Consider the following 13,917-nt stretch of genomic DNA (forward strand, 5'->3'; position numbering starts at 1 on the left):
CTCAACACAATCGGCGAAGCATAGAGGTCGTCTGGTTCTCGTCGGTACCCGTCGACACGAGTGATCCAAGGCGATAACTATGCGTTCGTATCTCAAAACTGGGCTCGTCGTCCTGCTGTTACTCCTGGTCGCCGCTTTGCTTGTCGGCCAGATCCTCGGCCAGCCGATCCTGCTCTCGTACGCCGAAACCGACAGCATGGAGCCGACGATCGACGCCGGTGACGGCTTCGTCGCGATTCCGGGCGAGCTCACCGGCGAGGTCGAGGAAGGCGACGTCATCGTCTTCCAGTCCGAGGCGGTCCACGGCGGTGACGTGACCACACACCGCGTCGTCGGGGTCACCGAGGAGGGTTACATCACACAGGGCGACGCCAACCCATTCACCGATCAGGCGGACGGCGAACCGCCCGTAACAGACGGGCAGGTACTGGCGAAAGCCTGGCAGGTGAACGGACAGATCGTGACGATCCCTCACCTCGGCACGGCCGTCGAAACAGTCGAAGGTGGCGTCGACCGCGTGCAGTTCACGGTCGCGTCCGTCCTCGGACTCGCCGCGCTTGCCCGGGTCCCGTGGCTCGCGTTCCTGTTCTTGCTCGTGAGTGCCGCCGCGTTCCTGGCCGGGATACTCGACGGAGGTCGCCGACATCGCGAGCGTGGCCGAACGCGGTCGAGAGAGGGCGTGTACAACGCCGGAGTGGTGATCGCGGTTCTGACGTTCGTCCTGATCGCGACCGCGGCCGGAACCATGCTCGTCGCCGGGGGGTCACAGGAGTACGGGATTGTGAGCGCGGAGTTCGACTCCGACCGATCGGACGTAATCTTGCAGGGCGAAACGGCGGAGTGGACGGTCACCACGCGGAACAGCGGCGTCCTGCCGATGTATGTCCTGACGGAGCCGACCAGCCCCGGCATCGAGGTCGAGCCCGACAGCCAGTATCTCGGCCAGCGCAGCGAGGCAAACGCCACCGTGCACGTGAGTGCGCCGCCGGAGACCGGCTACTACGTCAGAACTGTCTCCGAGTATCGCTATCTGGCGGTGCTTCCACCCGCGGTGATCGGGGCGCTGCACTCGGTGCATCCGTGGGTGGCGATCGGCACGATCAGCGCCACGATCGGGGCGGCGTTCGCCCTGCCGCTGGCGTTGCTGTTCGGGACGGGGACGATCCGGACGCGACAGTCGAGACGAACGATTCTGGGGGGAAGACAATCATGACTGACGACGACCGACAGACTGAGGTATCGACATCGGAACGAATGGGGGACGTCCGCAGGGTTCTCGCGGATCGGTACACGATCGTTGTCGTGACACTCGTCGTACTGGCGCTCGTCGGCGGGGCGTTCACGGCGACGACGATCGCCGGGTCCGGCGATGCCGAGCAAGAAGAGGGGACTACGTGGAGCGACTCCGGCGAGTTCACGCATTCGGCGATCGTGCAGAACGATACCGGGGTGTTCGAACAGGGCGACGAGTTACGCGACAGAGGGACGTACTTTACGCGCGCCACTCCCGAGCTGGACGTCGCGTACGAGTACCGTCTGGATACGGAAAACGCGTCAGCTGACGTCGAGACGGAGCTACTGCTGATACTTCAGTCGGTCGGCGACGACGAAGTCTACTGGGAACTGACGGAACCACTCGATAGCCAGCAGAGCGACTCGCTCGCAACAGGGGAGTCCCACGCCGTCGGAGCGACGGTCGACGTTGTGGAGATCGAGGAACGTTTCGCAGCCATCGAGGACGACCTCGGAGCGTCTCCGGGCGACACTGAAGCGCGAATCGTCGCTCGCTCGGAGATCGACGGTACTGTGGGAACCGAGTCGGTCACCCACCACCGCGAGGACGTGCTCGTCATCAGCCCCGACGGAGATACCTACGGTGTCGACGCGCAACTGGAGCAGCGACCGAGTGGCCAGCAGGTCGAAGGCGTGGCCCAAACCGGGGACGACGGCTGGTTCCAGGCTGTCGGTGCCCCACTGGTGGCAACAGTCTCGTTACTCGGACTCGTCGGCGTCGTTCTCGCACGGAAGCGGGGGTATCTGGACGTTTCGGCGGACACGAGACACCGGGCCGACCGCGAGCGATTCGACGACTGGATCACCGTCGGGGCTCTGCCCGCCGCGCTCACCGATCAGCCGAGGATAGATGTGGATTCACTGGAAGGACTCGTCGACGTGGCGATCGACAGCGGGCGGCGCGTCATCGAGGACACGAACGACAACTGCTACTACGTTACTGACGGCCCGCTGCTGTACAGATACGAGCCACCAGTGGGGACGGTGGTCGGCGAAGACGAATCGGACGAACCGACTGACGGGGCCGACGCTCCTGAGTGATCCCGTTCGACGAGGTTCGAGAGGGTTCTTCGGTATCGTCCGGGACTGGTCCCCGGGCCGGTGGACGGGCCCGACCGGTCGACGCGAATAGATCGGAGGACCGGATAATGATCGTTCCGCCACCGGAGTCACTGACTGACAGACAGAAAGCGGATGCCCGTGTCTTCAAGCGCGGTGAGGATGTCAATGTAGGGACCCCACGACACTGTTACAGTCCGTTCTGATCCCGTTATTAAGCCACTACGATAAGTTATACACATACTTTCGATCTAGTGGTCCCTTCTAGGAACTTTTCAGATAGTGTATATATACGCCCCCGTATCCGGCCACTCTCTCTTACGTGGCAGTCGGCGGGACGCCGCTGTCGCGTGTGACAACTATGGCAGACGAAGACAGCGGACGACTCAATCGACGGAGCGTACTGGCCGGGATCGGCGCAGCCGGTGCCGGTGCAGCGCTTGGAGGATTCGGCACATCAGCACTCTTCACCGACGAAGAGCATCTAGACGACAACGAGATCGTTGCGGGCGAGCTAGACCTGTTCATCGACTGGCAGGAGAAGTACGACAAGGGAGATGGGCTAAAGCTCATCGACGTGTTCCCTGCGGATGAAAAAGGGGGTAAAGAACAGGCAGACCTCGAAATAGACGACTTCTGTAAGACGTTCGGCGAGCTCGGTCCACCGCTCCACAGCAAGCGGCGGTCAATCATCGACTACGACGATGACCGGGAAGTAACGAAAGGCAACGAGACGGACGGGACGGAGCCGCTCGTACAACTCGACGACGTCAAGCCCGGTGACCGCTGGGAGACGACCTTCAGCTATCACCTCTGTGGCAACGACGGCTGGGTCTGGTTCCGGACGAAGAACAAGCGCTACGAGGACGAAGACGCGAACAACAAGCCGGAGAACCACCTCGCCGACAAAGCGACCGCTCGCGTCTGGTACGATATGGACGACGGCGACGACGCGGAGCCCGGCGACAACGTCTACCAGCCTGGCAAAGAGCCCATCATCGCGCAGGGCACGCTCCGGGAAGTGTTGGACGAGCTCAACGACGGCGTGTTGCTCGACGCGGATCCCGCGATCGCTCCAACGAATGGGGACAACGATGGGTTCGAGTGTATCGAGCTGGACAAAATCGACAACGAAGACGATACCGAGCTCGAGGTCGGCCGGGAGTACACTTTCGAGGACGGCGACGAGGAGATTACGGTCACGATCACCGGCCTCCGGCTCAAAGACGAAGACGAAAACGGAGAGGTCGTCGGCTTCGACTGGATGAGCGACACCCCGATCTGTCAGATCGACATGGTTGGCGGTCCGCCTGGCGATACACGCACACAAGAGAATGTCTACGACTGTGAGATGAGCGGGACTGCGTTCACCTCGTTCGGTGCCGGTCGCGACGGCGAGAAGCGCTTCGGCGTCAGTAACTTCACGTTCTACTACTGCGATATCGACGAGAAAAACGATGAGGAGAACGGTCCGACCTGCACCGAAGCGTCGACGACCCGGTACATCGGCTTCGAGTGGCAGCTCCCACTGGACGTCGGCAACGAGATCCAGCGTGATCGGCTGGAGTTCGACCTCGGCTTCTACACCGAGCAGTGCCGTCACAATGACGACCCGCAGAATCCGTTCGTCGACGAGGAATTCCCCAACAACCCGTGGCTCGCTGACGCACAAACTCCGAAAGGAGGCGTCTTCTGGAACAACCCTGAAGACGATTTTGCCCTACAAGAGGGAGACGAGTTTGGCGAGTTGCCGAGTCAGGGTCAACCACTCTACGCTAATCCAACAGACCAGACTGTCACTGTCTCGGATAGCGATGGGACGAGTGCGACTAGTACGTTTGATCTGGAACCCTATGATGGAAATCCTCTTGGCGAAGGGCCTGGAGAATGGTATCGGATTCCAACGGGTGCTGGAACTCCAATGCCCGACCAAGGAGACTTCAGGCTGGTTTCCATCGAGGAGACGGCGGACGGTTTCGATGTCGTATGGGAACCGGTTGAGTAAATAACCACTATTGTCTCCCTACCTTTTTGCTAATACCAGATTGGATTAGTTTAATCACCTTCTCAATTGAGAGGTACAGTAATTCCAGACGTGATCTTCAGATCTCCGTTGGTTGCCGGTCTATAGCTACAAACTCTGAATACACCTGTTAGTTCTGGATCAGACCGACCTACCAAACTGTATATAATTCGGTGAGGATTCGGAGTGCTTGATTCAGTATATGAACTCTTCTTATCAAAAACGCTCCACGGGTTATTGTACAATCCCGCCAAATCACCATCTAAAACGGCTAGACTAATTTGCAAAAAAGACTACTAGTCGTCCGCATCCGTCTCGTTCGCAGTCGCCTCACCCTCTGCCGCTTCGTCGTCCGCGTCTGCAGTGGAGTCCTCACTATCGTCCGCCTCGTCATCGCTATCCTCCGTCGTGTCTTCAGCCTCAGCATCCGACGATTCGTTCACGTCCGACTGGCCGGGCGATTCATCGTGCGGTCCACCCGCAGTTTCATCCGGCGTCCCGGCGTCCTCACTCCCTTCGATCTCGTTTCCGTCCAGACTCACGCCGTCGCTCAACAGCCCGCCGGTCATCCCGATCGAGAGGCTGAGCAGCCCCACGAGCGCGATCACGCAGACGAGCGCGACTCGACGTCGACGCCTCATCGATCCACCTCCTCGTCGTCCGTCTCGGCGTCGTCCGACTGATCAGATTCGTCGTCAGTATCGGCTTCGGCGGAGTCATCGGAGTCGTCGGTCTCCGACTCGTCCATCCCTTTTTTCAGCTCCCAGAGTTCGGTGCCGACCAGCGCCAGCCCCGGCAGGATGATCAGCGAGACGATGCCGATCGTCGTCTGCGCGAAGGCGACGAAGCGTCCGAAGTACGGGATCGTCAGCGTGACCTCGCCGATCACGCGGTCAGCGGGAACCGGCGCGGGGTCCACGGCGTCGTTGGCATCGCCCTGAGTGAGGAACTGGAGCTGACTGTCTTCCTCCTGCACCTCGACGACGCGGTGGGTAGTCCGCCGGTCGTCGTCACCCGGCGGGGCGAACGTGATCACGTCGTCCTCCTCGATCCGTTCCGGAGGACGTTCGGTGACGATCACGACGTCACCGCCCTCGATCTCGGGCGACATGCTGTCGGAGGTGACGACGTAGCTTTCGTCGGCACCGATCACCTGCGGGACGGCGACCACGACGACCGCACAGAGCGTGATGATGAGGGCAAATCCCAGCAGGACGCGCGCGGCGGCGCTTGCCTTCCGGCGAAGATACGACATGCTCGATCACCCCCTGGGCGGCCCCTCGCTCCCGACCTGCATGCGTCTATCGTGCAGTACGTGCGCTACCCCTGAGGCGAAAAACAGCGTCGAGAACAGCAACGCCGCGACCCCGCCGGCCAGCATCGAAAAGGGTGGGAGTCCGATCAGGACGAGTGTAGCGAACCCCACACAGAGCGCGCCGAGCCCGGCGTAATACGTACTCCACGGGATATCGTCGTGCGGGACGACATCGAGGTAGACGTCCAGTTGTGCTGCGGCGTCAGTCAGTACGACCGTCGACCGGTCGGCATCGAACTCGACGACGCCGCCGTCGTCCATCTTCGGCAGGTGTGACTGCCGGAGCGCGGTATACACGCGAACCCGTTGCTGGTAGGTGATCTCCTCGGGATCCGTGTCGTTTTCCCACGCGGCGATCTGCCGCGAGAGCGTCCTGAGCGTTGCGCTCCCGTCATTCTGCCGGAGATAGTGCAGGACGTGGCGGCGTCGACGACAACTCAACATCTGAAAGGCCAGTTCCTGGTCGATCGGCTGACGATCGGTCCGAGCCTGTGTCTCATCGTCTGGTTCCGTTCCATCGGGAGTGACCGTCTCACTCTGCTGGACCGCCGTTGCGCTCACGCCCGACCACCGCCGGGCTGGACCCCGGTAGCGATGTAGTTGCTAGATGGCATCGTTCCATTGTCCGATGCAATCTTACTACCGATAGTTATGAAATATATTACAGCGAGTAGACGACGGCATCGTTCGGTAGGAAGTTGTATCGCGACGGTAAGCCCCTTCTAGCGGTACTGGTTGAGTCGGCGTTTCAGCCGCTTGGCGGCGTCACCAGCGGCGCTGGCGAACCGGTCGGCGTCCTGCTCGTCCCGAGCGGCGTTCTCGCCCGCAAAAATAATACCTCGCGAGGAGTTGACGACGCCGATGTCGTCTGCGAGACCGTATTCGACCGCCGCTTCGGCGTCACCGCCCTGACTGCCGACGCCGGGGACGAGGAAGGGGAGGTCAGGAACCTGCTCGCGAACTTCTTCGAGCTCTTCGGGCGTCGTCGCGCCGACGACCAGCCCGATGTTTCCATGCTCGTTCCAGGTATCCGCGAGGGCGGCGACGCGCTCGTACAGCAGGTCGCCCTCGGCGAGTTCGAGCTCCTGCAGGTCCGCGCCGCCCGGATTCGACGTCCGACAGAGGATGAACACGCCCGCCCCTTCGGTGTCGAGGAACGGCTGGAGCGAGTCCCGGCCCATGTAGGGGTTGACCGTGATCGCGTCCGCGCCGGTGTTCGCGTCGGGGTCGAGGAGGTCGGCGTACTGGCGCGTCGTGTTGCCGATATCCGCCCGCTTGGCGTCGAGGAGTACCGGGACGCCCTTGCCCTTGACGTAGGCGATGGTCTCTTCGAGTGCACGCCAGCCGTCGGGGTCCTCGTAGAACGCCGCGTTTGGCTTGAACGCCGCGGCGTGTTCGTGGGTGGCGTCGATGATCCGGCGGTTGAACGCGAATCGCGGGAGATCGTACCCGTGAAATACGTCGGGAAGTCGGTCCATGTCGGGATCGAGACCGACGCTGACGACGCTATCCGCCGTCTCGATGCGGTCGGCCAGCCGATCGAAGAAGTTCATGGCTCCCTCTGGGCGACCGGTCCACTACAAGATATCGATCGCTGCCGGGATGAACTATTCCTGCCTTCCCAGCGGCTAATCCGCGATCGGGACGGATAGGCTCAAATCCGTGGCCGCGAACTACTACCTATGACGGTGTCCGCGGTCGTCTTCGATCTGGACGAGACGCTCGCTATCCCTCGACGCGAACGACAGACGCTGATGACCGACGCGATGGCATCGATCGATGCGCCCGCACCCACGCGCGAGGAATATCTGGAAGCCCACAGCCAGCATCTCACCGGGGAGACGCGTGCACCTATTTTCACGGATATTTTCGAGACCTACGACACCGACGTCGATCCTGCCGACGCGGCGACGGCCTACCGTGGTGAGATTGCCGCCGCCCTGAAGCCCGTCGAGGACGCCGAATCGCTCCTTGCGGAGCTGCGTGGACGCTACCGGGTCGGACTGCTGACCAACGGTCCAGTCGTCGCCCAGCGGGACAAGATCGAAACGCTCGGGTGGGAGACGCTCTTCGACGAGGCGATCGTTACGGGGGAACTGAGTGCGGGGAAACCGGATTCTCGCGCGTTCGAGGCGATCCTCGCCGCGCTCGACGTTCCGGCGGCGGAGACCGTCTACGTCGGTGATCAGGTCCGCACCGACATTCACGGCGCGAAAGACGCCGGACTGCAGGCGATTCAGGTGCTCTACGACGGTGGTCCGGGGCCGGACGAGCGCGCCGACACTCACGTCGACCGGGCGGCGATGGCGACCGAACTACCGGACGCGCTCGGCACCATGTGATGTCTCGGCGGGGGGTTCGTCATATTGTGAACAATGTTACAATGTAACATCGGGGTAGGCGTCGGGATGCACGAGATCGGTCATCGGTCGGCGCCATGCTGACCGCTACTCGGTGAGGGCATCGCTCACAGCGTCGAGGACGGCCGCCCCGCGTTTGGTCTCCGCTCCGCTCTCGACGAAGACGAGCGTCTTCGGCGGGTGGATGGCTTTCGGGCGGACGCGAAGTCCCTCCGCTTTGGCACGCTCGGCCGCCACCTCCTGTGCCGCCGAGAGCTCGATCCGAACCCGGTCGTCGTGGACGAATACCTGTGCGACCTGCCGCCCGCCCTCGACGTCGCCCTGCCGTCTGGCGTCGTCCGGGTCCTCGATCGGCTCCTCCGTCCACTCGATGTCGTACGCCCGCTCGCCCTCGGTGGTTCCCGAGACCGTTCGATCCGGGTTCGTCACCGAGAGGCGGGCGAGCGCGCCGTCGACGCGTCCGTCGATCTCCGAGGAGAGTAGCTGGGCGATCCGGACGCCGTCGGTGACGCGTTCTTCGACCATACCCGCTGTTCGAGTGCAGGGGCTTTCGGCGTTGTGTTCCGGGACGCCGATCGGATCTCAGACGGGCTCCGTCTCGTGCAGGAACGTCTGGATCTCGATCGTGCGCCCCTCCGGATCCGTCCCGAAGCACTGGTAGATCCGGTAGCGCTCGTTCTCGGTCGGCTCGCCATCAGCGACGTGTGTCAGTCGTCGATACAGCGTGTCGACCGCCTCTTTCGTATCGACGACGAACGTTATCGTCCCCTCCGTGTCGGCGGTCTCACGCTCACAGAAGCCCAGAAGCTGGTTGTCGTACTGGAGGATCGTGCAATCGGGCTGTTCGAGCCAGACTGTCGCACCGATCGTGTCGACGTAAAAGTCGACGACTTCGTCGTGGGATTCGGTTCCGAAAAAGACGATACCGGGCATACGGGATCACACGACTGAGAGGAAAAATCAGTTCTGGTCGCGCTCGCTCAGAACTTGCCCAGAATCGCTCCATCCGCGTATCGGCGCTCGTATTCGGCGTCGTCGGCGACGAGCATCAGGATCCCTTCGATGAGCCCGAGGAGGGCCGGGATGCCTGTCCAGAAGAAACACAGGTAGAGGACACCGTACTTGACGTTCCCCTGATAGAACTTGTGCACGCCGATACCACCGAGCAGCAGGGCGAAGATCCCCGCAACGATCTTGTCCGTGCTTGCGTCGCCGCTGACGCCGGGTTGCCGGACTCCACACTCGGGGCAGATTTCGGCTTTTCGGTTGATCGCCTCCCCACACTCGGCACAGTACTTTTCGTTGTCGCTGCGGGTCTGTTGATCCTCTCCGACTGTCGCCGACTGGTTGACGCCACAGTCGAGACAGAGGTCTGCATCCCCGTCGATCTGTGACCCGCAATTTCTGCAGTAGCTCATAACTGGCTCTGGATTCTCACGAGGATCATAAAGGTGTACGGATCACTCTGTTTGTGACAGCGCGACCAAACTACCGGCTGCAAGCGCGTAGCCAGCCCCGACTGCGACAACCCACATGTCCCCGACGACCACGAGTCGATACAGTCCGATACCGTAGCCGTAACCGAGCAAGAGTCCGGTGGCTGTGCGGACCACATTGTACCCTCGACGTTCGGTGAACGTCGTCACGGTCCAGTCGACCAGAGCGGGGAGCGGGAAGGCGGGGATGATGAGCAGCGCGACTGTCGACGAGTGTGCGAGCATGGGGACGAACAGCGCGATTACAAGGGCAATGACGATTCCCGGATAGATCCCCGCACAGCGCGCACAGAGATGCACTCGTCTGCCGAGGAGTTCGGGGGCGTAACACCGATACTGCTCACTGGGTGTGTGATGTGAGAGCAGGTATGGCCACGTTCGGGCCAGCCCCGTTCGGAACTCCTCGCGATCGATCTTCACGTCATGGCGGTTCGGCGGCGGTTGACAAAAGTCGTCTGCAATCCACGGGGCCAGTGTTGTTGCTGACGCTCTCCATCCGAAACCGCGGATACCGGGACCGTTGAGATCGGGCGGGACGGAGAACTCTCTCAGGGGTCAGCTTTAGCCACCGGGTTTCGGCTGGCCTCGGCACTCACGACTCACGATCTGTCTATAATGAACGTGTACCGTTAAACAAGGAGTTACTGAGCAATTCAATAGTATTCCTGGCATTTCCGGACTTCAACAATGATGAAATCCCGCCGAAGTAGGTATCCCCGGAATTTCCGGGTATCGAATATAGTGTTCTGTTGACCTCACTCAGTGTATAATAGGTAAACCCGCCCATTGATACCCTATAGGAGTATACGGAGAAGTAGACAACTCCGAAAACTACAGTTGTGAATGGGGCTACACGACAGATAATTCCCAAGACGAACTGATACAGAAGACAGGACGTCCAAGCAGTTTGTTCAGTCTAGAAAACTCTGAATTAACGGATGTTTTGCTTGACCGTCATAATAATGATGTTACTTTCCAGGATGAACTTAGGGAAGTCTATACAGGTGACAGCTTCGTCGAACAGATGCAAGACTGGGGTAACACCGACCTAGGTACACAGATAATGATAGAGTAAAAGAAGTATGTGTATTCGTGGAAGTTGCTTTCTAGGCGGCTTCTTCTAGAATGTCTTCAACTTCTTGGAACTCAGGATTTTCAATAATCCTTTTGTTTATTCTTGGCTGCCGGGTGCTAAGAAGAACAGGTTCATCAGGCGTACCCATGACTGAAATATTGTTTCCTGTTTCTCTATGGTAGCTTGTTGCAGTATCGATTGCAGGCATAACGTTTTCACGTGGCTGGTTCTCCCTTATCATCTCCAAACTTTTAGAACCAAACTCATCAGTAACCATGACGTCCTCGTCAACAGTTCCATTAGGATTAGAATTTGTACGGAAAAACGTATTCATCCTTTCCATCTTTGTACTGTATAGTAGTCCGTTCATTTCACCTTCCTCAAAATCAGCTATAATCGGTATGTAATTGTCGTTGCTGCCTGTCTTCATATCAATGTCCTCTAAGTTAGTCACATGGTTTACTTCGTTGAACCATGTTTCATGGTGGAACCAGTCGCCGTCAATATAGAGGAGTTTACTACCATGACCGTTACCATCTTTGTCAATGTGTGCGGGATTGCTGAATCCTGCTGCGTATATTTCGTCTTCCTCATAGTTAGTCTTCTCAATTATTATCTGTTTCTCTGCTGCAGCTTTCTGTGCTGCCCATCCTGAGTTTGTACTCATTTCTTCTCTTACGTGTTCTCCGACTATGCCTATTATCTCTTTTTTACTATTTGCGTTATTTAGTTTTGTTCCGTCGAAGTTTCTTACTACGCCTGAACCTCCGGGTACATCTGACGGTCTTCCTGATTCATAACTTTGTAGTCTTCCACGGAACACCTCCATATCTAGCTTGTATGTATCAAAGTTGTATGGTGATTCGAAACCGGTTATTTTTTCGTTATTGACGTAGGCTTCAAGAACATAGTTGAGAGGGACTTTCTTTTCTAACAGTATTTCTTCGTTCACTTGTTCTCCGTCTTTTTCTGCTGTTATCTGTAAGCGGTTTTCTCCGTTGTACGGTAGTTGTGCGGTGCTGATCCGGTATAAACTGTCTTGTGTGTCGTATTCTAGTTGTTCTTCTATACTTAGTTTTAAGTTGTCTGGATTTACTGTTTCTCCGTCTTTTATTAGGTTTATTTGTAGTTCTGCGTAATCTTGATCTCTTACTGTGTCTTCTGTGTATTCCCAGTTGTTTAACTCTCTCAAGCTGATCTGCGTTTTAACTTCATTAACTTCTATATTATGTCTTGTCTCCTCCGTTGTATCCGCAGGAATAACGTCTCTACCATCCGTGTTCTCTGTCTCCGTGCATCCAGCTAAACCGCCAGCTGTTGCTGCGGTGGTTGACAATAGGAATTTCCGGCGTGAGTAAACCTCTTGGTTCATAGACAGTTGTTACCACTGAATTGGTAGTCCAGGTTTCAAATAATTACCGGCAAGTAAACACAACCGGTCCAACGAAATCTACTGAGATCGAGCCCACAGAAGCATTTAACTGTAAAACATCAACTCTCTCTCTCTCGAAAACCCAAACGAAACGAGGAGAGTGAAAGAGGACTTGAAAAACGGCCTTTCAACCGTTTATAGTATGGACCGATCGGCCACCAAACCAACAGTTACTGCCCGTATATTCGCACTTAGGAGAAGCGGCCTCGGCACTCATAGGGCTCGTCGTCGCCGGGTGCCGAGTCCGGCTCGGAGCGAGTGCGTCGTCATCGGCCAACCGGTGCTACAGAGGGCGCGTGCAAGGCGGTTTCGGAACGCGCTCCCGTCTGTTCAGGCGCCCAGCGTGTACATGACCCAACTCCGGGCCGGGACGGTGACCTCGGCTTCGCCGTCCTCGCCGACATCGATACTTGGCTGATGACCAGTGTAGTCCACAAGCGTCGTCCCCTCGTCCCAGGACGTCTCGACCGTGTAGCTTTGCGCGCTCTGGGAGACGTTGATCCCGGCAAGCAGGTTCCCCTCGCGTTCGTATAGATAGGTGCCCTCGCTGACATGTCGGTCGATCAGCGCGCCGCGGGCGAGTCGGTTCTTGACATCGATCAGTCGCTGGGTGTCGGCGTCAAGATCCGCGCCGATATCCGTGCTGAACAGATGAGGCGTGCCGGGATAGGACAGGATGAAGGCGTTGGCGAGTGCCATTGCCTCGCCCTCGGGGTCCCCGGGACCCACTCCCGGTCCCGCGGTGTCGTGGTTCTGGGCGAATGTGACGGCTGCGTCGGGATCTTCGTAGACAACGCCGTTGCCGCCGTCCTGTGCGAGGCCGGTGAGATCGTCCTCCTCGAAGGCAGTGACGATATTGCTGTACAGCGGGAAATCAAACGCGTTCATCCCGGTATCGACGAACTCCATGAGGAAATCGGTGTCTCCCTCGTCCCACATCTCGCCGACGCGCCAGAGACCCAACTCCTCACAGAGGGGGTTTACCTCCTCGGCGAAGTACCACGGCCAGACGTGGGCGGCGGCGTCAAAGCGGATGCCGTCGATCCCGAACTCCGCGATCTTCCTCAGATACGCTTCGTGGGCCTCCTGAACCTCGGGATGGGAGACGTCTAGATTCGGCAGTCCGAGCAACGATTCGTCGTACTGCTCGTCTTCGATCTCGCCGCGGTAGTCGTAGGTGGGAACCTCCGTGAAGTGTTCTTCCACCTCGAACTGGGGCCACTCCAGTTGGGTCGTTTCCGTGGGATCGTCGGAGTCGCCCCACCGATCTGCGGGCGCGGGATCGGGGTTCGCGACGTGGTTCAGGACGGTGTCGACGATTATCTCGATCCCGCGATCGTGTGCGGCATCGACGAGGGACTGGAGCTCCTCCTCGGTCCCGAACACCGAGTCGAACTCCCGGAGATCGACCGGCTGGTACCCGAGCGGCGGGTGCGGTTCGAGGTGCCCGAAGTCGGGATGTTCCGGTTCGTAGAACCCGTCCTGGTCTTCGGTCGCCAGGTGCTGGAAATCGAGCTTGCCGACCGCCGGCTGGGGGAGCCAGAGGGCGTCGATCCCAGCCTCGGCGAGCATCGGAAGATCGTCCTCAACCTCGGCCCACGGCGTGTGAAAGTACTGGTAGATGACACCCTCTCCATCCGAGTCAGTCGTGACGCTCGCCTCGATATCGGGCACGACTGCGGCGTCCGGTCCGCCGAAGTCGCGACCGGGTGTTGTACAGCCTGCAGTCGATACGCCGAGCACCGCCGCCGAGGCGGCTGCCGCCCCGCGAAGGAACTCGCGTCTCTCCGTTCGACCGTCGGCCGGTTCGTCGTCGGTGAGATCTATCACGATGATCTATTACATCGTCGTTCTCGCGTCGTAT

General features: G+C 59.1%; 14 protein-coding genes. 4 read left to right on the top strand and 10 right to left on the bottom strand.

The window, feature by feature from the left end; genetic code table 11:
• Positions 1-79: 79 nt before the first annotated feature.
• The 3 genes from AArcS_RS13360 to AArcS_RS13370 all read left to right on the top strand — a co-directional run bounded on the left by AArcS_RS13360 (position 80) and on the right by AArcS_RS13370 (position 4,357).
• A complete protein-coding gene (locus tag AArcS_RS13360) occupies positions 80-1,213 on the top strand; it encodes a signal peptidase I (protein ID WP_238477917.1) in 1,134 nt (377 codons plus the stop codon).
• Positions 1,210-2,334: a DUF5305 domain-containing protein gene (locus AArcS_RS13365; RefSeq protein ID WP_238477918.1), complete on the top strand. Its 1,125-nt coding sequence runs from the start codon at positions 1,210-1,212 to the stop codon at positions 2,332-2,334. The genes AArcS_RS13360 and AArcS_RS13365 overlap by 4 nt, the downstream gene beginning before the upstream one ends.
• A gap of 379 nt (positions 2,335-2,713) precedes the next feature.
• The gene (locus AArcS_RS13370; RefSeq protein ID WP_238477919.1) at positions 2,714-4,357 is read left to right on the top strand and encodes a SipW-dependent-type signal peptide-containing protein; all 1,644 of its coding nucleotides are present in this window, start codon (positions 2,714-2,716) and stop codon (positions 4,355-4,357) included.
• A 314-nt stretch (positions 4,358-4,671) separates the two neighbouring features.
• On the opposite strand, the gene AArcS_RS13375 is transcribed toward AArcS_RS13370, so the two are convergent.
• The 4 genes from AArcS_RS13375 to pyrF form a co-directional block, all read right to left on the bottom strand.
• Positions 4,672-5,016: a hypothetical protein gene (locus tag AArcS_RS13375; RefSeq protein ID WP_238477920.1), complete on the bottom strand. Its 345-nt coding sequence runs from the start codon at positions 5,014-5,016 to the stop codon at positions 4,672-4,674.
• Positions 5,013-5,630, bottom strand: a complete 618-nt coding sequence (locus tag AArcS_RS13380) for a signal peptidase I (protein ID WP_238477921.1) — start codon at positions 5,628-5,630, stop codon at positions 5,013-5,015. Before AArcS_RS13380 ends, AArcS_RS13375 begins: the two co-directional genes overlap by 4 nt.
• A gap of 6 nt (positions 5,631-5,636) precedes the next feature.
• Entirely contained in the window at positions 5,637-6,251 is a 615-nt protein-coding gene (locus AArcS_RS13385; RefSeq protein ID WP_238477922.1) for a DUF7344 domain-containing protein, read from the bottom strand.
• A gap of 161 nt (positions 6,252-6,412) precedes the next feature.
• Positions 6,413-7,243, bottom strand: a complete 831-nt coding sequence (pyrF, locus tag AArcS_RS13390) for an orotidine-5'-phosphate decarboxylase (protein WP_238477923.1) — start codon at positions 7,241-7,243, stop codon at positions 6,413-6,415.
• A gap of 129 nt (positions 7,244-7,372) precedes the next feature.
• On the opposite strand from pyrF, the gene AArcS_RS13395 reads away from it, so the two are divergent.
• Positions 7,373-8,032 (top strand): HAD family hydrolase, encoded by a 660-nt coding sequence (locus AArcS_RS13395; RefSeq protein WP_238477924.1) that lies wholly within the window; start codon positions 7,373-7,375, stop codon positions 8,030-8,032.
• A gap of 105 nt (positions 8,033-8,137) precedes the next feature.
• Here the strand turns inward: AArcS_RS13395 and AArcS_RS13400 are convergent, their stop codons facing one another.
• From AArcS_RS13400 to AArcS_RS13425, 6 genes are all read right to left on the bottom strand, one after another.
• Positions 8,138-8,575: a DUF7993 family protein gene (locus AArcS_RS13400; RefSeq protein WP_238477925.1), complete on the bottom strand. Its 438-nt coding sequence runs from the start codon at positions 8,573-8,575 to the stop codon at positions 8,138-8,140.
• Between the two features lie 57 nt (positions 8,576-8,632).
• The gene (locus AArcS_RS13405; RefSeq protein WP_238477926.1) at positions 8,633-8,983 is read right to left on the bottom strand and encodes a VOC family protein; all 351 of its coding nucleotides are present in this window, start codon (positions 8,981-8,983) and stop codon (positions 8,633-8,635) included.
• A 47-nt stretch (positions 8,984-9,030) separates the two neighbouring features.
• Positions 9,031-9,468, bottom strand: a complete 438-nt coding sequence (locus AArcS_RS13410) for a TM2 domain-containing protein (RefSeq protein ID WP_238477927.1) — start codon at positions 9,466-9,468, stop codon at positions 9,031-9,033.
• Positions 9,469-9,510: 42 nt separating this feature from the next.
• Positions 9,511-9,966 (bottom strand): DUF2085 domain-containing protein, encoded by a 456-nt coding sequence (locus AArcS_RS13415; RefSeq protein WP_238477928.1) that lies wholly within the window; start codon positions 9,964-9,966, stop codon positions 9,511-9,513.
• 686 nt (positions 9,967-10,652) lie between these two features.
• Positions 10,653-11,993 (bottom strand): hypothetical protein, encoded by a 1,341-nt coding sequence (locus AArcS_RS13420; RefSeq protein WP_238477929.1) that lies wholly within the window; start codon positions 11,991-11,993, stop codon positions 10,653-10,655.
• Positions 11,994-12,383: 390 nt separating this feature from the next.
• Positions 12,384-13,883 carry an alpha-amylase domain-containing protein gene (locus AArcS_RS13425; RefSeq protein WP_238477930.1) on the bottom strand — a complete coding sequence of 500 codons (1,500 nt, stop codon included), beginning with the start codon at positions 13,881-13,883 and terminating at the stop codon, positions 12,384-12,386.
• Between the last annotated feature and the right edge of the window lie 34 nt (positions 13,884-13,917).

The sequence above is a fragment of the Natranaeroarchaeum sulfidigenes genome (assembly GCF_017094485.1).
GTDB lineage: Archaea > Halobacteriota > Halobacteria > Halobacteriales > Natronoarchaeaceae > Natranaeroarchaeum > Natranaeroarchaeum sulfidigenes.